General features: G+C 59.1%; 22 protein-coding genes. 3 read left to right on the forward strand and 19 right to left on the reverse strand.

Translation table 11 applies throughout. The features are described from left to right. Nucleotides 1–2: 2 nt before the first annotated feature. The 7 genes from MSNKSG1_RS08265 to flhA all read right to left on the reverse strand — a co-directional run bounded on the left by MSNKSG1_RS08265 (nucleotide 3) and on the right by flhA (nucleotide 8,707). Nucleotides 3–2,117, reverse strand: a complete 2,115-nt coding sequence (locus MSNKSG1_RS08265; protein WP_008938798.1) for a chemotaxis protein CheA — start codon at nucleotides 2,115–2,117, stop codon at nucleotides 3–5. Nucleotides 2,118–2,133: 16 nt separating this feature from the next. Next, nucleotides 2,134–2,919 (reverse strand): protein phosphatase CheZ, encoded by a 786-nt coding sequence (locus MSNKSG1_RS08270; RefSeq protein WP_040886816.1) that lies wholly within the window; start codon nucleotides 2,917–2,919, stop codon nucleotides 2,134–2,136. Nucleotides 2,920–2,939: 20 nt separating this feature from the next. Beyond that, the gene (gene cheY, locus MSNKSG1_RS08275; protein WP_008938800.1) at nucleotides 2,940–3,323 is read right to left on the reverse strand and encodes a chemotaxis response regulator CheY; all 384 of its coding nucleotides are present in this window, start codon (nucleotides 3,321–3,323) and stop codon (nucleotides 2,940–2,942) included. 162 nt (nucleotides 3,324–3,485) lie between these two features. After that, a complete protein-coding gene (locus MSNKSG1_RS08280) occupies nucleotides 3,486–4,229 on the reverse strand; it encodes an RNA polymerase sigma factor FliA (RefSeq protein ID WP_008938801.1) in 744 nt (247 codons plus the stop codon). Between the two features lie 34 nt (nucleotides 4,230–4,263). Further along, on the reverse strand, nucleotides 4,264–5,076 hold the full coding sequence (locus MSNKSG1_RS08285; RefSeq protein WP_008938802.1) for a MinD/ParA family protein: 813 nt from the start codon (nucleotides 5,074–5,076) through the stop codon (nucleotides 4,264–4,266). A gap of 103 nt (nucleotides 5,077–5,179) precedes the next feature. Then, nucleotides 5,180–6,469 carry a flagellar biosynthesis protein FlhF gene (flhF, locus tag MSNKSG1_RS08295; protein WP_008938803.1) on the reverse strand — a complete coding sequence of 430 codons (1,290 nt, stop codon included), beginning with the start codon at nucleotides 6,467–6,469 and terminating at the stop codon, nucleotides 5,180–5,182. A 57-nt stretch (nucleotides 6,470–6,526) separates the two neighbouring features. Next, nucleotides 6,527–8,707: a flagellar biosynthesis protein FlhA gene (flhA, locus tag MSNKSG1_RS08300; protein WP_008938804.1), complete on the reverse strand. Its 2,181-nt coding sequence runs from the start codon at nucleotides 8,705–8,707 to the stop codon at nucleotides 6,527–6,529. 230 nt (nucleotides 8,708–8,937) lie between these two features. Here flhA and upp point away from each other — a divergent pair, with 230 nt between their 5' ends. Genes upp through MSNKSG1_RS08315 form a run of 3 tightly spaced genes read left to right on the forward strand, consistent with a single transcriptional unit; the run spans nucleotide 8,938 to nucleotide 11,677 of the window. Continuing rightward, entirely contained in the window at nucleotides 8,938–9,576 is a 639-nt protein-coding gene (gene upp, locus MSNKSG1_RS08305; protein ID WP_008938805.1) for a uracil phosphoribosyltransferase, read from the forward strand. Between the two features lie 3 nt (nucleotides 9,577–9,579). Then, nucleotides 9,580–10,836, forward strand: coding sequence for a uracil-xanthine permease family protein (locus tag MSNKSG1_RS08310; protein ID WP_008938806.1), 1,257 nt, complete (start codon nucleotides 9,580–9,582; stop codon nucleotides 10,834–10,836). Beyond that, nucleotides 10,817–11,677: a class I SAM-dependent methyltransferase gene (locus tag MSNKSG1_RS08315; protein WP_008938807.1), complete on the forward strand. Its 861-nt coding sequence runs from the start codon at nucleotides 10,817–10,819 to the stop codon at nucleotides 11,675–11,677. Before MSNKSG1_RS08310 ends, MSNKSG1_RS08315 begins: the two co-directional genes overlap by 20 nt. Here MSNKSG1_RS08315 and flhB read toward each other — a convergent pair. From flhB to MSNKSG1_RS08375, 12 genes are all read right to left on the reverse strand, one after another. Further along, nucleotides 11,674–12,810 carry a flagellar biosynthesis protein FlhB gene (flhB, locus tag MSNKSG1_RS08320; protein ID WP_008938808.1) on the reverse strand — a complete coding sequence of 379 codons (1,137 nt, stop codon included), beginning with the start codon at nucleotides 12,808–12,810 and terminating at the stop codon, nucleotides 11,674–11,676. The two genes, MSNKSG1_RS08315 and flhB, sit on opposite strands and share 4 nt — an antisense overlap. A gap of 16 nt (nucleotides 12,811–12,826) precedes the next feature. Further along, on the reverse strand, nucleotides 12,827–13,612 hold the full coding sequence (gene fliR / locus MSNKSG1_RS08325) for a flagellar biosynthetic protein FliR (RefSeq protein ID WP_008938809.1): 786 nt from the start codon (nucleotides 13,610–13,612) through the stop codon (nucleotides 12,827–12,829). A gap of 3 nt (nucleotides 13,613–13,615) precedes the next feature. Beyond that, nucleotides 13,616–13,885, reverse strand: coding sequence for a flagellar biosynthesis protein FliQ (gene fliQ / locus MSNKSG1_RS08330; RefSeq protein WP_008938810.1), 270 nt, complete (start codon nucleotides 13,883–13,885; stop codon nucleotides 13,616–13,618). A gap of 10 nt (nucleotides 13,886–13,895) precedes the next feature. After that, complete coding sequence (gene fliP, locus MSNKSG1_RS08335; RefSeq protein WP_008938811.1) at nucleotides 13,896–14,663, reverse strand: flagellar type III secretion system pore protein FliP; 768 nt, start codon at nucleotides 14,661–14,663, stop codon at nucleotides 13,896–13,898. An 8-nt stretch (nucleotides 14,664–14,671) separates the two neighbouring features. Further along, nucleotides 14,672–15,112, reverse strand: coding sequence for a flagellar biosynthetic protein FliO (gene fliO, locus MSNKSG1_RS08340; protein ID WP_008938812.1), 441 nt, complete (start codon nucleotides 15,110–15,112; stop codon nucleotides 14,672–14,674). Nucleotide 15,113: 1 nt separating this feature from the next. Beyond that, nucleotides 15,114–15,620 (reverse strand): flagellar motor switch protein FliN, encoded by a 507-nt coding sequence (gene fliN, locus MSNKSG1_RS08345; RefSeq protein WP_008938813.1) that lies wholly within the window; start codon nucleotides 15,618–15,620, stop codon nucleotides 15,114–15,116. Next, nucleotides 15,613–16,611 (reverse strand): flagellar motor switch protein FliM, encoded by a 999-nt coding sequence (gene fliM, locus MSNKSG1_RS08350; RefSeq protein WP_008938814.1) that lies wholly within the window; start codon nucleotides 16,609–16,611, stop codon nucleotides 15,613–15,615. The genes fliN and fliM overlap by 8 nt, the downstream gene beginning before the upstream one ends. A 41-nt stretch (nucleotides 16,612–16,652) precedes the next feature. Further along, nucleotides 16,653–17,153, reverse strand: coding sequence for a flagellar basal body-associated FliL family protein (locus tag MSNKSG1_RS08355; RefSeq protein ID WP_008938815.1), 501 nt, complete (start codon nucleotides 17,151–17,153; stop codon nucleotides 16,653–16,655). 185 nt (nucleotides 17,154–17,338) lie between these two features. Further along, the gene (locus tag MSNKSG1_RS08360; protein ID WP_040886724.1) at nucleotides 17,339–18,559 is read right to left on the reverse strand and encodes a flagellar hook-length control protein FliK; all 1,221 of its coding nucleotides are present in this window, start codon (nucleotides 18,557–18,559) and stop codon (nucleotides 17,339–17,341) included. A 96-nt stretch (nucleotides 18,560–18,655) separates the two neighbouring features. Then, the gene (locus MSNKSG1_RS08365) at nucleotides 18,656–19,003 is read right to left on the reverse strand and encodes an Hpt domain-containing protein (protein ID WP_008938817.1); all 348 of its coding nucleotides are present in this window, start codon (nucleotides 19,001–19,003) and stop codon (nucleotides 18,656–18,658) included. A gap of 16 nt (nucleotides 19,004–19,019) precedes the next feature. After that, nucleotides 19,020–20,786: an ATP-binding SpoIIE family protein phosphatase gene (locus tag MSNKSG1_RS08370; RefSeq protein ID WP_008938818.1), complete on the reverse strand. Its 1,767-nt coding sequence runs from the start codon at nucleotides 20,784–20,786 to the stop codon at nucleotides 19,020–19,022. Then, on the reverse strand, nucleotides 20,783–21,088 hold the full coding sequence (locus MSNKSG1_RS08375) for an STAS domain-containing protein (RefSeq protein ID WP_008938819.1): 306 nt from the start codon (nucleotides 21,086–21,088) through the stop codon (nucleotides 20,783–20,785). The genes MSNKSG1_RS08370 and MSNKSG1_RS08375 overlap by 4 nt, the downstream gene beginning before the upstream one ends. Nucleotides 21,089–21,207: the final 119 nt, after the last annotated feature.

Consider the following 21,207-nt stretch of genomic DNA (forward strand, 5'->3'; position numbering starts at 1 on the left):
AATCAACTGTAATTCTGCAAAAGGCTGGGAACATCAATAATCAAAGCGATGCGACCATCACCCGTGATCGTGGCGCCTGCCATACCCGGAGTGCCCTGCAATGCCCTGCCAAGAGGCTTGATAACCACTTCTTCCTGGCCAATCAACTGGTCCACCACAAATCCCACCTGCTTGGTGCCCATGGCGACAATCACCACGTGGGCATTCTCCGGCTCTGCCTGCCCGGCCTCGCCACGAACCAGCCAGCGTTTGATGTGGAACAGCGGAAACACCTTGTCCCGGACAACGATACACTCTCGCCCGTCGACAATGTTGGTCTTGGTGAGATCCAGGTGGAAGATCTCCACCACGTTCACCAGAGGCAACGCAAAGGACTGATCGCCCAGCATGATCATCAGGGTGGGCATGATGGCGAGGGTCAGGGGCACCTTGATAAGGATGCGCGTGCCCTTGCCCAGTTCCGACACGATATTGATCTGGCCATTGAGCTGACCGATCTTGGTTTTCACCACATCCATGCCCACGCCGCGACCGGAAACATCAGAGATCTGGTCTTTGGTCGAAAAGCCGGCTGCAAAGATAAGATTGAAACACTCGTTGTCGGTCAGACGATCCGCGGCGTCCTGGTCGTAAATCCCCTTTTCAACCGCCTTCTGGCGAAGTTTCTCGGGATCCATGCCGGCACCGTCGTCTTCGATGGTCAGGAGGATATGGTCGCCTTCCTGCTCAGCCGACAGCGTGACAGTACCGGCTCTCGGCTTTCCGGCCTTCTCACGGACGTCCGGTGACTCAATGCCGTGGTCAACAGAGTTCCGGACCAGGTGAACCAGCGGATCCGAAAGGGCTTCCACCAGGTTCTTGTCAAGGTCTGTTTCCTCACCGTGCATGACCAGGCTGACTTCTTTCTTGAGGCTTCTGGCCAGATCGCGCACCACGCGCGGGAAACGGCCAAAGACCTTCTTGATCGGCTGCATGCGGGTCTGCATGACCGCGGACTGCAAATCGGTGGTGACCACGTCGAGGTTGGCCACGGCCTTATGCATCTGCTCATCTTCGCTGGCGTTACCCAGTCGCTGAAGGCGATTACGGACCAGCACCAGCTCGCCCACCATGTTCATGATGTCATCAAGGCGTTTGGTGTCGACCCGGACCGTGGTCTCGCCCGCTGGTGCGGCTTCCCGGGGAGGCGTCGCAGGCTTCGCAGCGGCCTTCGGAGCAGCAGGCTCCCTGGCTGTCTCGGGCTCGGGGCGGGATGCGGATTCCGGTTTCGGTTGGGATTTGGCCGGTGATTGGCCTCCGTCCGCGCTGTCGGCTCCAGTAGGGGCGCCGCCCTTGCCATGCAACTCGTCCAGCAGCTTCTCGAATTCGTCGTCGGTAATCAGGTCGTCTTCAGAACCAGAACCGGGTTTGCCATCTGCGCCTTCAGTCGAAGGCTTCTCGGGCGCGGCATCTGCGGGAGGCGCTCCGGAAAACTTGCCCTCCCCGTGCAGCTCGTCCAGAAGCTTTTCAAACTCATCGTCGGTGATTTCGTCATCACCGCCTTCCTTGCCCGCACTTTCGTCGTTCACTGGAGCAGAGGAGGCAGACTGATCGTTCTGGTCACCGCCCTCAAGCGCATCAAGCAGTTGCTCAAATTCGTCGTCGGTGATGTCACCACCATCGGCATCGGCCGAAGTCGACGCAGGCTCGGACGCCGGAGTGTCAGCAGTGGCGCTGCCCCCGGTCCCCTCGGGCTTTGCCAGGGCATCAAGGGCCGCGATCAGTTCATCGGGCGCCGGCGTGGGCTCCTCGTGGTTGCGAACTTCCTCGAACATGGCGTTGACGTTGTCCAGGGCCTCCAGGACAACGTCCATCAGCTCGGCATCAACCTTGCGTTTGTGGTTACGCAGGATATCGAAGACGTTTTCCGCAGAGTGACAGCAGTTGACCAGGGCATCCAGCTGCAGGAAGCCGGCACCGCCCTTTACCGTATGGAAGCCACGGAAAATGGCGTTGAGCAGATCGCTGTCATCGGGATGCTGTTCAAGATCGACCAACTGTTCCGACAATTTTTCGAGAATCTCTCCGGCTTCGACCAGAAAATCCTGGAGAATCTCTTCATCAGCATCGAACGCCATGTACTACCCTCTTTCGTCAAAAACCGAGACTGGACAACAAATCGTCCACGTCGTCCTGTCCGGAAACCACGTCATCACGCTCTTCGGCGTTCATCTGCGGCCCAACGCCCTCTTCGGCCGAAACCTGTTTGTCCTCGATCTGATGGACCGTGCCGGTGAGCTGATCGACATGGCTCGCCATGACCACCAGGCTCAGAAGATGTTCCTCGACCTCCTTGACCAGGTTGGTTACCTTCTGGATAACCTGGCCGGTCAGATCCTGGAAGTCCTGGGCCAACAGAATTTCCGAGAGGTTGCTGTAGATAGTATCGGCCTCGGTGGAAAGACTTGAGAAAAACCGGTCAATCCGCCCGTACAGCTCCCGGAATTCCGCCGGTGCCATCTCCCGGCGCCGCAGTCTTGCCCACTCCGTGCTGAGCGCCCGCGCTTCGTCCCGGATGGCGTGGGCCATCGGCATGGACACTTCGACCAGGTCCATCGTGCGGTTGGCCGCCTGGCCCGTCATATGCACGACATATTCGAGCCGGTCCGAGGCATCAGACATTTTGGAGAGCGCTTCTTTCTGCTCTGCATTGCGGGGATCGATCTGGAAGTTCCGGATGGCCTCGTGCAGGCTCCGGGTAAGACGACCGACTTCCCGGTACAGACTCTGATCCCTCGTGTCACTCAGTTCATTGATCAGGGTCATCGCCCGGGCATAATCACCAGCCTGGACACTCTCGGCAAGTTCCGCCGACTGGCTTTCGAGCTTCGCCGCGACTTCCGGATCGAGGCTCTGATGGTTCTTGTTGCTATCGCTCATGAGAGCCATCCGACCTCTGGTTACTGGATTCGTTCGAAGATCTTTTCAATCTTCTCCTTGAGAACGGCGGCAGTGAACGGCTTGACTACGTAGCCATTCACACCGGCCTGGGCGGCGGCCACGATCTGGTCACGCTTGGCTTCGGCCGTAACCATAAGCACCGGCAGATTTTTCAGGTTTTCGTCTGCACGAACCGCTTTAAGAAGATCGAAACCGGACATACCTGGCATGTTCCAGTCGGTGACCAGAAAATCGTATTTCCCGCTTTTCAACATCGGCAGCGCGGAATTGCCATCGTCCGCTTCATCCGTGTTGGTGAAACCGAGATCGCGCAACAGGTTCTTGATGATGCGTCTCATCGTAGAAAAGTCGTCCACAATGAGGATTTTCATGTTCTTGTCCAATGGGACCTCCAGTTAGTCACTCCCGGCATTCATTTGAGCATAGTGCCCAACCCCCGGCACCACTTGAATCAATCGCTTATTGTCGGGCGTTTGCGCCGGTTGTAAAGCGCTGTTTACCAAAAAGCTACAGACCGGAAAGCACTTGCAACACAGAGCGCAGTTTCAGCCGCCCGGTTCGTCCCGCCAGTCTGTCAGCCTTCCCCGCAGGCGCAACGCCGCCTGACTGTGAATCTGGCTGACGCGGCTTTCGCTGACACCGATCACCGCGCCAATCTCCTTGAGGTTCAGCTCCTCCTGGTAATACAGGCTCAGAACCAGCTTCTCCCGCTCGGGCAGTTCCTCGATCGCCTGCGCCAGGCTCCGGCGGAATGCGTCAGAAGACAGCCCCTCAAAGGGATTATCACTGGTTTCTGAATGTTCTATCGGCAGCTCGCCGGATTCATTGAGCTCATCGAGGCTAAAAAGTCGTCCGCCGTTCGAGTCGCTGAGCGACGCATGGTATTCCGCAAGGTCCATACCCAGCTCTTCGGCAACTTCGCTGTCCTGAGCCTCCCGGCCGAGCCGATCTTCTACCGTCTTGATAGCCTGGGAGATGCGTCGGGCATTGCGGTGGACAGACCGGGGGACCCAGTCGCCTTTGCGAATTTCATCAACCATCGCGCCGCGGATGCGGATCCCCGCATAGGTTTCAAACGTCGCGCCGCCGGTGGAACTGTATCGCTGTGCCGCTTCCAGCAAACCGATCATGCCGGCCTGCATGAGATCTTCCAGTTGAACCGAAGCGGGAAGACGGGCCATCAGGTGGAGGGCGATTTTCTTGACCAGCGGTGCATGCTCCTCAACCAGCCCGGAGGGTGTCGAGGCAACAGCTTGGTGGTACATTCCCAGACGTTTCGCCAATGTCATCTATCCGGTGTTTTTTTCGTTGACAGGATCCGATTCAGACTTCGACGAGCCGCTCCACAAAAAATTCCAGATGACCCCGGGGAGAAGAAGGCAATGGCCAGTTATCCACCTTTTCTGCCAGCGCCTTGATGGCGAGGGATGCCTTGGCCCGGGGATAGGCATCAAGAACGGCACGCTGTCTTTGTACTGCTTTCCTGACCGCTTCGTCGTAAGGCACCATACCCACATATTGTAGTGCCACATCAAGGAACCGCTCAGTGACCCGGGTCAGTTTCTCGAAGAGGTGACGGCCTTCCTGATCGTTGCGGACCTGATTGGCCAGGATCCGGAAGCGGTTGACACCGTAATCACGATTCATCAGCTTGATCAACGCATAGGCATCGGTAATCGACGTTGGTTCGTCGCAGACAACCAGCAGCAACTCCTGGGACGCACGAAGAAAACTGACCACGGATTCGGAAATGCCCGCCGCGGTATCCACGATAAGCACATCGATCTGATCGCCCAGCTCGCTGAAAGCGTTGATCAGCCCGGCGTGCTCCATCGGGGTAAGCTGGGTCATCCGCTGGGTACCCGAGGAGGCAGGCACAATCTTGATGCCGCCAGGGCCATTGACCAGCACATCCCGAAGGTCACAGTCCCCTGCCAGAACATCCTGCAGGTTCCGGCTGGCCGTTATTCCGAGCAGGACGTCGATGTTGGCAAGTCCCAGATCGGCATCCAGCAGGACTACCCGCCGGCCTTTCTGCGCCAGTGCAATCCCGAGGTTAACCGAGATGTTACTCTTCCCCACCCCGCCTTTTCCGCCGGAAACTGCAATCACCTGTACCGGATGTGCTTTGCTCATACTGTCTATTGTCTCTTGCCACGTTTCAACGAACGCTCATTGTTCTGTTAACCGCATTTGATCCCCGCAGGATAAACCGTCATCCGGCACGGCGGAACCCGGGTCAGGCTCCCTCGGCGACGGCCTGCTGTCGCTGCAGCATTTTGAGCCGTTCAACGGCCAGTCTCACCAGAGGGATGGCCTCTGCGTGATGGAGGTCTTCGGGAATCCTCTGACCGTCTGTGTACCAGGCCACCGGAAGTCCCGTTTCCATCACAAACCCGAGGGACTCGCCCAGGGTCAGGGCTTCATCGATCTTGGTCATGACGCAGCCCGCGAGTTCTGCCATCTTATAGCAATGCCAGACGGATTTCATGATGCGGGGCTGGCTGGTGGCCGAAACCACAAGATGGGTCCGGACGTTGTGATGACTGCGGGCAAGCTCGGCCAGCTGTTCCTGGTAACCGCGATCGCTGCTGGTCAGGCCGGCGGTATCGATCAGAACCAGATGACGGTCGGACAGTTCGTCGAGGATATCGTCCAGGGAATGGCTCTCGTCGACGACCCGAACCGGCACATTCAGGATGCGGCCGAAGACAAAAAGCTGCTCATGGGCGGCCACACGAAAGCGATCGGTAGTCACCAGAGCCAGGGAATCGTCGCCGTGGCGAAGCACATAGCGAGCCGCCAGCTTGCCGATTGTCGTCGTCTTGCCGGAACCGGTCGGGCCAACCAGCGCATAAACGCCGCCTTCATCCAGCCAGTCCTGACGCGCGGTCCGGACCCCTGTCGCCAGCATCTTCAGCGACTGCTTCCAGCCATCCTCAAGCTTGCCGCCCCGGTGACGCCGGGACAGTGACCCGGCGAGTTCTGCGCCGAGGCCGAATTCCTGCAGCCGTTCCGCCAGCCGCTGCTGAACCGCATTGCCTGGCGATTTTTCGACAACAGGCTGCTGACCGCGAACCATGTCCCGGAGGGAACTGATCTCGGCACGCATCTGGGCCAGCTCGTCGGAATACCCCGTTTGCGGGGCAGGAGCTGCTTCGGCGGACTGAAAAGCCTCGGAGGCGGCTTCCTGCAACTCGGCAAAGGACGCACTCTCGTATCCCTGACCCTGCGCTGCCCGCTTCTCACGCACTTCACGAATTCGATCCCGGGACCGGTTCAGCTCCTCCTCCAGCCGTCGATGCTGTTCCGCCTGGAGTTCTGCCAGCCGGGAACCGTTGCTTGCCTCCGCGGCTTTTTCACCAAGCCGCTGGCGCGCCATATTTTCGTCGTAGTCCAGCGCCGTCACAATTTCGACGCCGCCATCGACCCGGCGATTGGAGAGAATCACGGCATCCGGCCCCATTTCGTGGCTGACCTGCTTCAGCGCTTCTGCCATTGTCTGAGCGAAAAACCGTTTTACCTTCATTATGCTTCCTCCAGCGACATCGCGTCCCTGACGCTTGCCGACTCACACCCGCCGGGTTTACTGCCCCACGGATGCCACGATGGTGACCTGTTTGTTATCCGGTATTTCCTGGTAAGACAGCACGTGCAATCGCTCCACTCCGTAGCTGGCGAACCTCGCCAGAACCGGGCGAAGCGGCCCGGATACCAGAAGAATGGCGGGCTTGCCGAGCATCTCCTGTCGCTGCACGCTGTCCTGCAGGGAGCGCTGAAGCTTTTCAACCATGTTCGGCTCCAGCACCAACCCTATGTCATCCTGACCGCCGGATTGTTGACTCTGCTGAACAGACTTAAGCAACAACTGTTCCAGATCCGGATCCAGCGTAATCACGGGAATCTCGGACTCGTTGCCACAGATACTCTGGACGATCATTCGGCGCAGGGCCTGGCGGGCGACGGTGGTCAGTATCTTCGGATCCTGACTGCGCGGGTGGACGTTGACGATTGCCTCGGCGATGGACCGCATATCCCGGATCGGAACCTCTTCCTTGAGCAGGTTCTGCAGGACTTTCAGAAGCAGGCTGATCGAGATGGTGGTCGGCACCAGCTCTTCCGCGAGCTTGGGTGAAATCTTTTCCAGCTGATCCAGCCACTTCTGGGCTTCTTCGTGCCCGATCAGTTCGTGGGCGTGCTTCTGCAGAATCTGGTTCAGATGGGTAGCAACCACGGTGCTGGCATCCACCACGGTGTATCCGAGGGTCTGGGCCTGGTCCTTCTTGTCCGGTTCAATCCAGGACGCATCGAGTCCGAAGGCCGGGTCCTTGCCTTCAATGCCGTCAATCTTCCCGAACACCTGGCCCGGATCGATTGCCAGCTCACGGTCCGGGTGAATTTCCGCTTCGGCAATGGTGACCCCCATGAGCGTGACCCGATAGACATTGGGCATGAGGTCCAGGTTGTCGCGAATGTGGACGGACGGCATCAGGAAGCCGAGATCCTGCGACAGCTTTTTCCGGACGCCCTTGATCCGACTCAGAAGCTGACCGCCCTGGGATTTATCAACGAGTGGAATGAGCCGGTAACCGACCTCCAGACCAACAATATCCACGGTGGCGACGTCATCCCAACCCAACTCCCGGTTTTCACCGCCCGGAGCCGGAAGCTGCGCACTCTCACCGCCGCTGTCGCCACCCGGCGGCAGATCACGACCAGAGGGCGCCTGCCCCGACAACCCCGGTCCCCGGGACGGGAAGCCGCCGCCCTCTTCCACCGTCTGTCGATCCTGTTTCCAGATGTACCAGGCCGCACCACCGGCGATGGCACCAAGACCAAGGAACGCCACGTGCGGCATGCCGGGAATCAGCCCCAGCAGAATCAGGATGCCCGCGGCAATGGCCAGTGCCTTGGGCGCACTGAACATCTGCTGGATAATCTGACCGCCCAGCTCCTGGCTGGATGTTACCCGGGTGACCATGATGGCAGCGGAGGTGGAAAGCAGCAGGGAGGGAATCTGCGCCACCAGACCGTCACCGATGGTCAGCAACGCATAACGCTGCATGGCCAGGCCGAAGGTGAGGTCGTGCTGCATCATCCCGATGGCAACGCCACCCACGATGTTGATCGCCAGGATCAGCAAACCGGCAACGGCGTCGCCCTTGACGAACTTGGAAGCACCGTCCATGGAGCCGTAGAAGTCGGCTTCCTGGGCCACTTCCGACCGACGGTGCTTGGCTTCGTCCTGGTTGATCAGCCCCGCGTTCAGATCCGCGTCAATGGCCATCTGCTTACCGGGCATGGCATCCAGGGTGAAGCGTGCACTCACCTCCGAAACCCGGCCGGCACCCTTGGTGACCACCATGAAGTTGATGATCATGAGAATGGCGAACACCACCAGCCCCACGGCATAGTTTCCGCCGATCAGTACCTCACCGAACGACTGGATCACCTTACCCGCAGCATCCCCGCCCTGATGCCCTTCCAGAAGCACGATCCGGGTCGATGCAACGTTCAGCGCCAGTCGAAGCAGCGTCGCGACCAGAAGCACGGTCGGGAACGAGGCAAATTCCATGGGCCGCAAGGCGTAGACACACACCAGCAGGATCACGATGGACAGCGTAATGTTGAACGTGAAAAAGACGTCCAGGAGGAACGCCGGCATTGGCAGAATCATCATGCCCAGAAGCCCCATCAACATGATGGGAATGCCGAGATTACCCCGCGTCAGGGATTTGACGTTGTGAAGGACTAACGCTCTGTCCATTCGCGAAACTTCTCCGGTTGGCCGCGCCCCAGGGCAACGACAAGGTCGAAAATCTGACGCCGGCGCGTCGTTTGGAGGGTTCTTCGCAAGATCCGTACCACTCCTTACAAAATCGTTCCGGGCAATCCGGGCGACAAGCCTGACGGAACCTGTCAGATACGGTATCCTTGCGCCATTTGTTCGCGCCCGTCGCGAACACGACCCACACAGACAGACACACAGGTGACACCATGCCAATCCACGAGGTAAAGCACCCCCTGATCCGACACAAACTCGGCCTTATGCGCCGGGCGGACATCAGCACCAAGAATTTTCGTGAACTGGCACAGGAGGTCGGCGCCCTGCTGACTTACGAAGCCACCAAGGACTTCAATCTTCAGGAAAAAACCATTGAGGGCTGGGCAGGACCGGTTTCCGTCGAACAGATCCACGGCAAGAAAGTCACCATCGTGCCGATTCTCCGGGCCGGCCTGGGCATGCTGGATGGCGTCCTGAGTCTGATTCCGGTGGCACGGGTGAGCGTGGTTGGCCAGATCCGCAACGAAGAAACCCTCGAGGCCAGTACCTATCTGGAAAAACTGGTGGGAGAACTGGATCAGCGCATGGCCCTGATCGTCGATCCGATGCTCGCTACCGGCGGTTCCATGATTTCCACCATCGACCTGCTCAAGAAAGCCGGCAGTACTGAAATCCGGGCGCTGGTTCTCGTCGCCGCCCCCGAGGGCGTCGAGCGGGTCCTCGAAGCACATCCGGATGTATCCATTTACACCGCCTCGGTGGACGACCACCTGAACGACAAGGGCTATATTCTCCCGGGTCTGGGCGACGCGGGCGACAAGATTTTCGGCACCAAGCAGAAGGACGTCTGAACCATGCAGGACCATTCGAACGACCCGATCTGGAAACAGGTCATCGCGGGTTCACAAATGTTGCTGGTGGCGTTCGGCGCCCTCGTGCTCATGCCATTGATCACCGGCCTCGACCCGAATGTCGCGCTGTTCACCGCCGGCATCGGGACGCTGATTTTTCATATCGTCACTGGCGGACAGATCCCCATTTTCCTGGCATCCTCGTTTGCGTTCATTGCCCCGGTTATCGCCGCCAAGGGCAAATTCGGACTGGAAGAGACCCTCGGCGGGCTGATGGCCGCCGGCGTTCTGTATGTCCTTCTGAGTGGTGCTATCCGCCTGCGCGGCACCGGTTTTATCCGACAGCTGCTGCCACCGGTGGTCATCGCCCCTGTGATCATGACCATCGGTCTTGGCCTTGCCCCGGTGGCCGTGCACATGGCGTCCGGCCGGACCGGTGATGGTTCCAGCCAACTGGTTCCCCACGACACCGCGATCTGGATCTCGATGATTTCCCTGGCCGTGACCATCGTGATGTCGGTCTGGGCCAAGGGCATTTTCCGCCTGATTCCGATCATGTTCGGGGTTGTGGTCGGCTACGTCGTTTCCGCGCTGCTGGGCATCGTCGACACCACGCCGATAGAGAATGCGCCCTGGTTTGCCATCCCCAACTTTGTCACGCCGGAATTCAGCTGGGGAGCCATTCTGTTCATGATCCCGGTGGCAATTGCGCCTGCCATCGAACACATCGGCGACATCCTTGCCATTGGCAATGTCACCCGCCGGAACTATCTGGAAAAGCCAGGACTGCATCGCACTCTCCTCGGGGACGGCCTGGCCACCAGTGCCGCAGCGCTCTTCGGTGGCCCTCCCAACACCACCTACTCCGAAGTCACCGGCGCCGTAATGCTGACCCGGAACTTCAATCCCAAAGTCATGTGGTGGGCCGCCATTGTTGCCATCGTGCTGGCCTTCATCGGCAAATTCGGCGCGGCATTGCAGACCATCCCGGCGCCGGTCATGGGCGGGATTCTCTGTCTGCTGTTCGGCTCGATTGCCGTAGTCGGCCTGAATACCCTGATCCGCCACCAGGTGGACCTGTCCGAATCCCGGAACCTGGTCATCGTCGGCGTTACTCTGGTATTCGGGATCGGCGGTATGGTGTTGGGTCACCTTGAGGGAATCGCCCTGTGTGCCGTGGCTGCGATCATACTCAACCTGGTACTGCCAGGCCGCCGCGAAGCCTGGGGCAAGGCAATCTATGAGCAAGCGACGGACTGACAGCTCGGGCATCAGCTTTACCGCCCTCTATACCGGTGCCGTCTGGCACCGGTACGGCCTTTCCGACGATGCACTGACAACCCGGGAAGGCCAACTCCTCTATCATCTGATGACCCCGTTCGAAGCCGCAAGCAAGGCGGTGATCGGGGGCAACATCCGTACCTTCCTGCTACAGCGTCACCTGATCATTGACCATCTGATCGAAAAAGCAATTCGGGAACAGGGCATCACCCAGGTCCTCGAAATCGCCGCAGGCATGTCTCCCCGTGGCATCCGCCTGCGAGAGCAACACCCGACGCTGCACATGGTGGAAGCGGATTTGCCCGACATGGCAGCCAGAAAGGCGCTCCGGCTTATGGCGGCGGGCAGACTGGGGGCCCACCATCAGGTCACCCCCATCGATATTCTGGCAGAGCGCGGAGAGCAGACCCTCGAAACCGTGATTGCCCGGGTATTCGATAATGACAAACCATTGGTGGTCGTGACTGAGGGCCTGACCAGCTACTTCCCGCTGGCGGTGATCAGCGATTTCTGGCGGCGACTCGCGACAATCCTGAGCAGGCGTCCCGGATCCGTCTATCTGTCGGAGAGTTATTATCGCCCGCGTCAGCCACTACTGAATGGCACGCTGAATGCCTTGGGACATCTGTTGGGCGCGGCGACCCGAAGCCAGGTCAGTTTCCATTTCAGGTCGGATCCGGAGGCCCGGCAACATTTTTCAGGCTGCGGATTTCCGGACGTTACCGTTCACGACCCACGGGCCTGGTATGGCATCCTGCCGATCCCTGAAAGCCGGGGGGAACCCATGGTCCGCGTCATCGAAGCGCGGATCCCCGCCTAGACGTCCCGCCGGAGGTCGGAGGGAATCGGGAAATCCGGCATACCCGGCTTGGGCGCCCTGCCCTTGCGGAATTGCCGGAGCTGGAACACGTAGGCCAGAACCTGGGCAATCGCCATGTAGAGCCCGTCCGGGATTTCCTCGCCAATCTCGGTGTTGTGGTAAACAGCCCGGGTCAGCGGCGGTGTCCGGAGAACTTCCACCTTGTTCTCCCGGGCAATCTCCATGATCTTGAAGGCGATCTGATCCGCCCCCTTGGCCACCACCACCGGCGCCGCCATGGCTTTCTGATCGTATTTCAGGGCAACGGCGTAATGGGTGGGGTTGGTGATCACCACGTCCGCGGTGGGCACATCCTGCATCATGCGACGCTGGGCCATCTCCCGCTGGAGCTGACGTATCTTGCCCTTCACCTCGGGCTTGCCCTCCGTGTCCTTGTACTCGTCCTTGACCTCCTGCTTGGTCATGCGCAGCTTTTTCTGGTGGTCGTAAATCTGGAAGGGCACATCAATGGCGGCGATGATAATGGTGGCTGCGGACAACAGGAAGAAACTCCAGCCAAGGGTCCACAAAACGTGCTTCATGGCCGGCACTGCCGGTTCCTCGGCGATACTGAGCAGATCTTCGGTACGCACATTGAGAATCAGGATGGCGATGACCAGTACCAGCCCCACCTTGGCGATCGCTTTCACCAACTCAACCAGCGAGCGCGCGGAAAACATCTTGCCCACGCCCTTGATCGGATTCATCCGGCTCAGCTGGGGCTGGATGGCTTTGCCACTGAACAACAGGCCTCCGATTCCGATTGAGCCGGCAATCGCCGCGATGAGCACCAGCACCAGGATCGGCGCCAACGCCCAGGCAGCTTCCTTGGCCGATGCGATCAACTGGACGCTCATGTGCCGGGTATCGAAGATGGCAGAGCGCTCAAGCACAAAACTGTCGCGCATGATGGCCTCAAGCGCGGCGCCGAGATGCGACCCAAACATGAGCAAGCCACCCGCTCCAGCCATCAGAACCGCCATGGTGGCGAGTTCCCGGGATCGCGCCGTCTGCCCCTCCTCCCTGGCCTTTTCAAGTCGTCGGGGGGTCGCTTCTTCCGTCTTTTCCTGACTGTTGTCGTTCTCTTCAGCCATGTGTCATATCCACCGGTCAGGGCACACCCTGCAACTGCCGCATGAAATCGTAGGTGTCCCGGGCATACTGCTCGAAATGCGGCAGGAAATTGGCGTGCAGTACCCAGATAGCAAACAATCCAAAAATCAGGCCAATCGGAAAGCCGAGGGAGAATATATTCATCTGGGGGGCTGCCCGGGTCATCACACCGAACGAAATATTGACGATCAGAACTGCGGTCACCGCCGGCAGGGCCAACAGCATCGCGGACGCAAACATCCAGCTGATCCGGTGCGCCAGCTCCCAAACGCCGGCCTGCCCCAGCCCCTCCATTCCGATGGGCAGCGTCCGGAAACTCTCCACGAATACCTCCAATGCCACCAGGTGTCCGTTCATGGCCAGGAACAGCAGGGTGATTGTGATGGTGTAAATCTGCGACAGGACCGGAACGTTGACGCCGTTGGCCGGATCCACCATTGACGCAAACCCCAGCCCCATCTGCATGGCGATCATCTGGCCGGCTATAACGAACAGCTGCCAGAGGGCCGTCAGGGCGAATCCGAGACCAATGCCGATGAGAATCTGTTGCAGGGTTATGACCACCGCATCCGCACTGAGCGCATCCACCGCCGGCGCCTCGGGAATCATCGGCACCACAAGGATTGTCATCAGCAAAGCGAGCCCCAGCCGGACCCGGGCGGGAACCAGCTGGGCGCCAAAGATGGGGATCACCATCAGAAAGGAAGCGATCCGGAACAGGGGCCACAGGTGCTGCCCTACCCACTGGCCGATCAGGTCTGCACTGAGCTCCGCCGGCAGCATCCGTCAGCCAATCAGGTAGGGAATGCTGGAAATCAGCCGGTGCGCATGATCCAGCAACTGGGTGAGCATCCAGGGGCCTGCCACGATAATTACGATCAGGGTCACCAGCAGGCGTGGCAGGAAGCTCAGCGTCTGCTCGTTGATCTGGGTCGCGGCCTGGAAGGTACTGACGATCAAACCGACCACCAGACCCGGACCGATGATCACCGATGACAGCATCACAATCATCCAGAGTGCTTCCCGGAGAATGTCGATTACGGTTTCCGGCGTCATAGCACCTCCTCTAGAGCCCGTAACTGGCGGCCAGGGTGCCCATGATCAGGGCCCAGCCATCCACCAGCACAAACAGCATGATCTTGAACGGGAGCGATATGATGATCGGCGAGAGCATCATCATGCCCATGGCCATCAGGACGCTGGCCACCACCATGTCGATGATCAGGAACGGAATGAACAGTATGAACCCGATCTGGAAGGCGGTTTTCAGTTCGCTGGTCACAAATGCCGGCATCAGCACCCAGAAGGACACGTCTTCGGGTGTATCGTATTTGACGTCGGCCATCCGCATGAACAGGGCCAGATCGTCTTCCCGGGTCTGCGCCATCATGAATTTCCGGAACGGCTCGCTGGCGAGTTTCACGGCCTCAATGGAGGTCACCTGCTCCTGAAGATAGGGCTGGAGGGCGACCTTGTTGGCCTCTTCAAGAACCGGCTTCATGATGAAAATGCTCAGGAACAGCGCCAGCCCCAGAAGGATCTGGTTGGAGGGCGTTGCCTGCAGTCCGAGCGCCTGGCGCAGGATGGCAAACACCACGATGATGCGGGTGAAGGACGTCATCATCATCAGCATGGCCGGCAGGAAGGTCAGTGCCGTCATCAACGCCAGAATCTGCAGGGTGACGGAATATTCCTGGGTTCCGTCGCCCTCGCCCGGGGTCATCGTCACCGCCGGAATACCGGGAATCGCCTGGGCATGCGCCAGGGGTGCCCACAACACGCCGAGTAGCGGTACCAGAAGGGGCAGCATTCGTTTCAGGAGGGAAAACGTCATCGCCTCAGCTATTCCTTGTGGGACGGGTTCCAGGATTTACCGATCATACCCTGCAGGCGGCGGGCAAAGTCGCCCGACGGAGGGTTGGCAGAATCCACCACTGGCTCGTCGAAAACATGCAGGGTCCGGATGGCTGACGGCGTGATGCCCAGCAGGATCTGTTGTCCGCCAACCTCGATCAGTGCCAGGCGTTCCCGCGCGCCGATGGCCATGACCGAAACCACCTTGATCGCGTTGTTGTTCATGCCGGTCATGCCGTTCATCCGGCGAATCAGCCAGGCGCAACCGTAGATAATGGCGATCACGGCCGCCAGCCCGAGCCCCAGACTGACCATCGTCGCCAGGGTATCCGGTGCACGGGTTACCGGCTGATCCGGATCAACACCGGTTTCCTGGGCCCGGGCCGACAGGGACAGCGCGCACAGCGACAGCCAGACAAGTGCGCGCATGTTATTTCTGGAGACGCTTGATGCGTTCGCCCGGACTGATGACGTCAGTCAGCCGGATACCGAACTTTTCGTTGACCATGACCACTTCACCATGGGCAATCAGAGTGCCATTAACCAGCACATCCAGAGGCTCACCGGCAAGGCGGTCCAGCTCGATGACCGACCCCTGGTTAAGCTGCAAGAGGTTACGAATAGCGATCTGGGTGTTGCCCACTTCCATCGAAATGGTCACCGGGATGTCCAGAATCACATCCAGATCCGGAGCCGGTCCGTCCATCGAGGGTTGACTGACTTCGTCGAACTCTTCCATCGGCGCTGCCCGGACATTGTCCGGCTGGCCGTCCCCCTCTTCTGAGGGCTCGGCTTCCGCCATGGCCGCCGCCCAGTCGTCCTCACTGACACTGTCGTCACTGCCATCGCCCGATTCTTCCATCGCCGCTTCCCACTCGGCGGCCAACTTTTCGTCTTCGCTGAGTTCCTGCCCGTCTTTTTTATCGTCTTCAGCCATGTCGACCCACCTTGAATTGCTTTTTGACCTTCGGCTTCGTTGCCTTATCCTGAATCCTTAGCGCCAGTTTTCCGTCCCGGGTTCCGAGGGTTGCCGTGTAGATCGGAATTCCGTTGGCGGTCACCGTCAGGTATTCGGGAATCTCCACCGGAATGATGTCACCCTCCTTCATCCGGGCAACCTCCCGCAGGGAAACCCGGCGGCGACAGACATTCGCATTCACCGGAACGTTCACATCCTTGACATCTTCCTGAAGCGCGTTCACCCAACGCTCGTCCACATCATCGATATCACTTTGAACCCCCGCATCGAGAACGTCCCGGATCGGCTCGATCATGGAGTATGGGAGGGCGAAGTGAAGCTCACCGCCGCCACCATCCAATTCGATGTGGAAGGTGCTCACCACCACCACCTCGCTCGGGCTGACAATGTTGGCCATGGCCGGATTCACCTCCGAGCTGAGGTATTCGAAGTCCACCTTCAGCACCGCATGCCAGGCTTCGGCCATATCGTGAAACACCTGGTCCAGCACCATCTGCACGATGCGCGTCTCGGTAGGCGTGAATTCCCGGCCCTCGATCTTGGCATGCCGGCCTTCGCCACCGAAGAAGTTGTCCACGAGCTTGAACACCAGCTTGGCATCCAGCACGAATAAAGAGGTGCCACGCAGGGGCCGGACCTTGCACAGGTTAAGACTGGTCGGCACGTACAGCGTATGAATGTACTCGCCGAACTTCATGATCTGTACGCCACCGGTCGACACATCCGCATTCCGGCGTAACAGGTTGAACAGGCTGATCCGGGTATAACGGGCAAATCGCTCGTTGATCATCTCCAGCGTGGGCATCCGACCGCGGACGATGCGATCCTGACTGGAGAGATCGTAGGATTTGATCCCTGTATCGTCGGTCTCTTCGTAGGTATCGATATCGCCATCGTCCACACCGTGGAGTAGCGCGTCGATCTCGTCCTGTGACAGTAAGTCCTGCATAACTGTTCCTGCCGCTTGAATGCCTTGCCCGGTTCCGGGCCCTATTGCACCACAAAATTTCTGAACAGAACGCCGTCAATGGCGGGTTTTCCTTCCTGTTCCAGTACCTGGTTGACCGTCGCGAGCATCTTTTCCGCCAGGCCACGACGGCCCTCGGGCGTCTGCAACTCCATGAACTGGCTACTACTCAGGACCATCACCAGCTGGCTGCGGATCAACGGCATGTGCAATTCCGCCGCTGCCAGTGCCTCCGGGTCGGTTGCTGACAGTGAAACAAATACCTGGGCATACCGTTGCCGACCTTCTGCCTGGACCGTCGTAACCAGCGGCTTTTCGATATCGACGTAGGAGCTGGGGACGAACGTCTCCTCCGCAGGCGCCGACTCCTCGCTGTCGCTTGCCGGAAGACCATCCCCCAGAAACCAGAGTGTGCCGGCGACGGAAAGCCCGATCGCGAGGATCAGTACCAGGGTGATCAGAATGATCAGTTTCAGCTTGCCTTTCTTGGCGGGTGCGCCATCGGACGCCGTATTTTCAGCCATAATCGTCGCTTTGTCAGAATTCCGTCATGGACGGACGGTTTTGATCACTTTACAGGACAAGAAGCAAGGGACGGGCCAGAAACCCCATCCTCCCCTCGTGAAACAGCAGTTTAGCGTTGCCGGGAAGGATGGGCAAAGGAGTTTGAAGCAGAACGGAAATCTCACGGACGCGAGAGATCCTCAACTCAGGCAAAAATATCCACTTCGCCTTTCCAGCTCAGATCCAGCGTTCCAATGCTCTGCTCCGGATCCACCGCTTCTCCGTCAAGAAGCCCGCCTCCTGGCGATGCCGAACCCTCACGATCCCCGTCTGTCGATGCCTCTCCACCGGCCTGCTGACCAGCCTGATCGGAGACATCAAACTGTGCCAGCGACAGCCCCTGATCACTCAGCATGTCACGGAGACGGTGGGAGTTCATTTCCAGCTGGTCACGAACCACCGGATTGGCGGAATGCACGGTGATTGTGGCCTGGTCATGGTGAACCCGGACCTTCACTTCCATCGGCCCCATGTCCGGCGGTGTCAGGTGTATTTCTGCCACCGACATATTCCTGGCCGTCAGCCAACTGAGTTTACCGACGACTTTATCTCCCCACTCCGAATGCCCGACCGGAACATCGACGGATGTCGAATAACTGCGAAGTGGGACCGCCGCTTCAGCGGGAACACGAACCCCGTTGTTCCCCTGTGAGGCCTGGGAGTGTTGGGACTGCTGGGCGGCAACATCCATCACGCCCTGGAAGCGCAGACCGGAGGCCAGGTTACCGGAATCCGAAGCGCCGGACTTTTCAGCCTTGAATGCGCTGCCGACGAGATCCGCGAGGCTCATCCCGGCAGAACCCGCGGAACCTTTGAGCAGGGCACCGGGCGTGAGATTTCCGGCGTTACCATCCGCGGACATACCCGGCGCTACCAGGGCGGAAAAGGTCTGCCCCACTCCGGCAGTAGCCTGGCCGGTGCCAGACTTGCCGGCATCCACCATCTTCTTGCCAGATGACGTCAGTAGTGCCTGGAGGTCAGCAAAGGTAATGGGCGCATCGGGCTGGTCCACATTCGTTGTGTCGGTCTCCCCTTTTTTCGAAGAGGTGCCAACTGTGCGGGTCTCCTCGGTATCGCCGGATGTCGTCTCTCGATCCTTTCCGTCGGTCTTTTCGGGAGGCCGGCTTTCGGCATTGCCGTCAACGGCGGAATCCTGATCATCCCTGGCCCGCTCGTCGGTTTCGGAGGTATTGGAGGTTTCGCGGGATTCGGAGTGTTTCGAATCCATGCGTCGCTGTTCTGCGCGAGAGACCGAGTCAAACCGGCTTTCGCCGCCGTCGGACTTCCGCGCAGACCCGGCTTTCGCCGGTGATGTATCCTGCGCCTGGTCAGTGCCCAGGGCTTGTGGGAGTACCATTTGTGGCATGGCAACCTCTTGCCGCTTTTCAGAGTTGGGTCAGCTTCTGACCGTATTCTGCAAAAGCAATGCCACAATAACCGCATCGCGGCCTACTGCGGAATTCTATCGAACCAGAAGCTCCCCGAGCATTTCGGACACTGTCCTGAATTCTTCCTCAATCCCCTGGATAATCGCATCGGCCCCGGTCAGATCTTCCGACTTGCCGGCCTGCTCGGCCACAAGACAGAGTTCGCCGAGTCGCGGAGCACCAATGTTGATGCAACTTCCCTTGAAACTGTGGGCCGTTTTGGCAAATGCGTCGGCGTCATCATGCTCCAGGGCGCGTTTCAGTGCGGCAATGCGCTCCCGAGAGTCGCTGACGTAGGTCTGGATCAGAACCTCGAACTCGTCCTCCATGACATCCTGAAGTTCTGCGAGCGCTTCTTCATCGAGGTGCGGTTTATCGGTCATTCCTAACCCCCTTGGGTCATTGCCTCTGTTTGCCCGGATCCGTAGCGGCTCCATCGTCGGATTCAGCGACCGGTCGCTTCCAATCGTACACGATTTCCACCCGGTTACCCTTACCGTGGAATGTGATGTCTTTGGTCAACCGTTTCAAGAGGAACAGGCCGCGACCGGCATAACGGGGCCAGTCCGCGTGACGTTCACCGCCCCCCAGTACGGGATGACGGCTGAAATCAAAACCGGGACCGCTGTCTTCACAAATAACACGCAGCTGGCCTCCCCAGGGTTTCCGGGTGTGATGCAGGCTGAAACGGATGAAATGATCCCCGACGGTTTTGAGCCGACGTTGCCGTTCGGCATAGTATTGCTCAAACCCGTCCGGGCTGTGCTTCCATTCCGAGGGCAAGGCCAGGATGCCATGCTCCAGCGCGTTGTTGTAGATTTCCGACAGCAGCGTATAGATCTCGCCGCTCCTGGCCCGTAGCCCGGGCACCTCCATGCAGATATGCAGCAACAGCGGCAATGGACTGAATTCCCCCAGCGTCTGCTCACGGATTTCGTAATCACAACGCCACTCGCTTGGGCCAGCCAGTGCAGAAGAGGTAGCCGATTCGGGAAGGGCGGCCAACCCGGTATCTCCCGACACCTCCAAACAGAAAAGCGTCAGATCGTCCGATTCCCTGGCCCCCTCGCTGAAGGCTTCAACGCCCTCCAGCAGCGCCTCGAACGGGTGCCCGGCCTCCCGTCTTTCCCGAAAGGTGCGCCGGACGCCTGCCTCACCGAACAGCTCACCCTCTCCGTTCTGACGCTCTAACAGTCCGTCTGTCATCATCAGCAGATAATCGCCATCCCGTGCCTGCAAGGTTTCCATGCTGCTGTCAAAACGTTCCGGCGGCAAAATACCCAGGGGCAAAAACCGTGATGAACATGCCACGGGTTCCCCCTGTGAGCCGATCAGCCACAGCTCCGGGAGGCCGCCGTTCCAGACCTTGAGCTGTCCTAACTTGAAATCGGCTTCCGCCATCGCCCCACAACAGAACCGTCCGGTTGGCAGAATGCGGCCCAGCTTCCGATTGATTTCCTTCAGGATATCGGCCGCCCCGAAACCTTTGCTGGCCATGCCGTAGAAGATCTCCGCCACCGGCATGGCACCAATCGCAGCCGGGAGGCCATGGCCGGTGAAATCACCGAGGAACACCAGCATGCCGCCATCGGGCCTGGGAGAGGCAAACAGGACATCGCCGTTGAAAATCGAGAGAGGTGAAGCGTGGTAACGAATGTTGGGCGCATCCAGACAGCCCGTGTGGGCGACATTGTCGAACACACGCTTGGCAATGGTCTGCTCTTCCAGAAGGTGCTGATTGCGATCGTGGATCATATCCCGCTGACGGGAGAGTGTGTCGTGCATTCGCTGCATGCGACCAAACGCGTGGATCTTGGCCTCGATGATGACCCGGTTGTAGGGCTTGGTGAGAAAGTCATCCCCTCCGGCCTCAAGGCAACGTGCCAGATCCTCGGCTTCGCTGAGTGAAGTCAGAAAGATCAGGGGCACCATCCGCCCCCCCGACAAGGCCTTGATATGGCGGGCGGCCTCCATTCCATCCATCTGGGGCATCAGGGCATCGAGCAAGACAATATCCGGCTGTTCCCGCTGGAATATGGCCACCGCCTCAATACCATCAGCGGCTTCAAGCACCTCGTGCCCGATCCGTTTGAGCAGGCGTTTCAGGATCAGTCGATCCGTCCCGCTATCATCGGCAATGAGCACTCGCAGCGAATCGTCGGTCACTTGATTGCGAACAACTGCTCGAAATTGGAGATGGAGAGAATTCGACGGACGTCGCTGTTGCAGTTCTCAATGGATATCCGGGCACTGTCGCCTCCGGCGTAATCCCGTAACAGCAGCAACATTCCGAGAGCGGAGCTGTCCAGATAGGTGGTGTCGGTCAGATCGACAACGTAGCGGTGGACGCCAGACTCGCCGTGTTCATAGGCGTCCCGGAAAGCCTGGTGGGTACTGAAATCAAAGCGGCCTTCAATGCTGATCACCAGCGTTTCGCCATCATCTGCAAGACGCGTCTGTATAGACATTCACACAACCTCCAAAAGCAAGCGGAAGGGTTCCTGCGACCATTGTATCGAAGCCGCGATCCCGATGTCTCTCGCTTAAGGATAGCCAAGGATGAGGGCTTTGGCTTGCCAAGTCGGAG

Source organism: Marinobacter santoriniensis NKSG1 (genome assembly GCF_000347775.1).
Taxonomy (GTDB): domain Bacteria; phylum Pseudomonadota; class Gammaproteobacteria; order Pseudomonadales; family Oleiphilaceae; genus Marinobacter; species Marinobacter santoriniensis.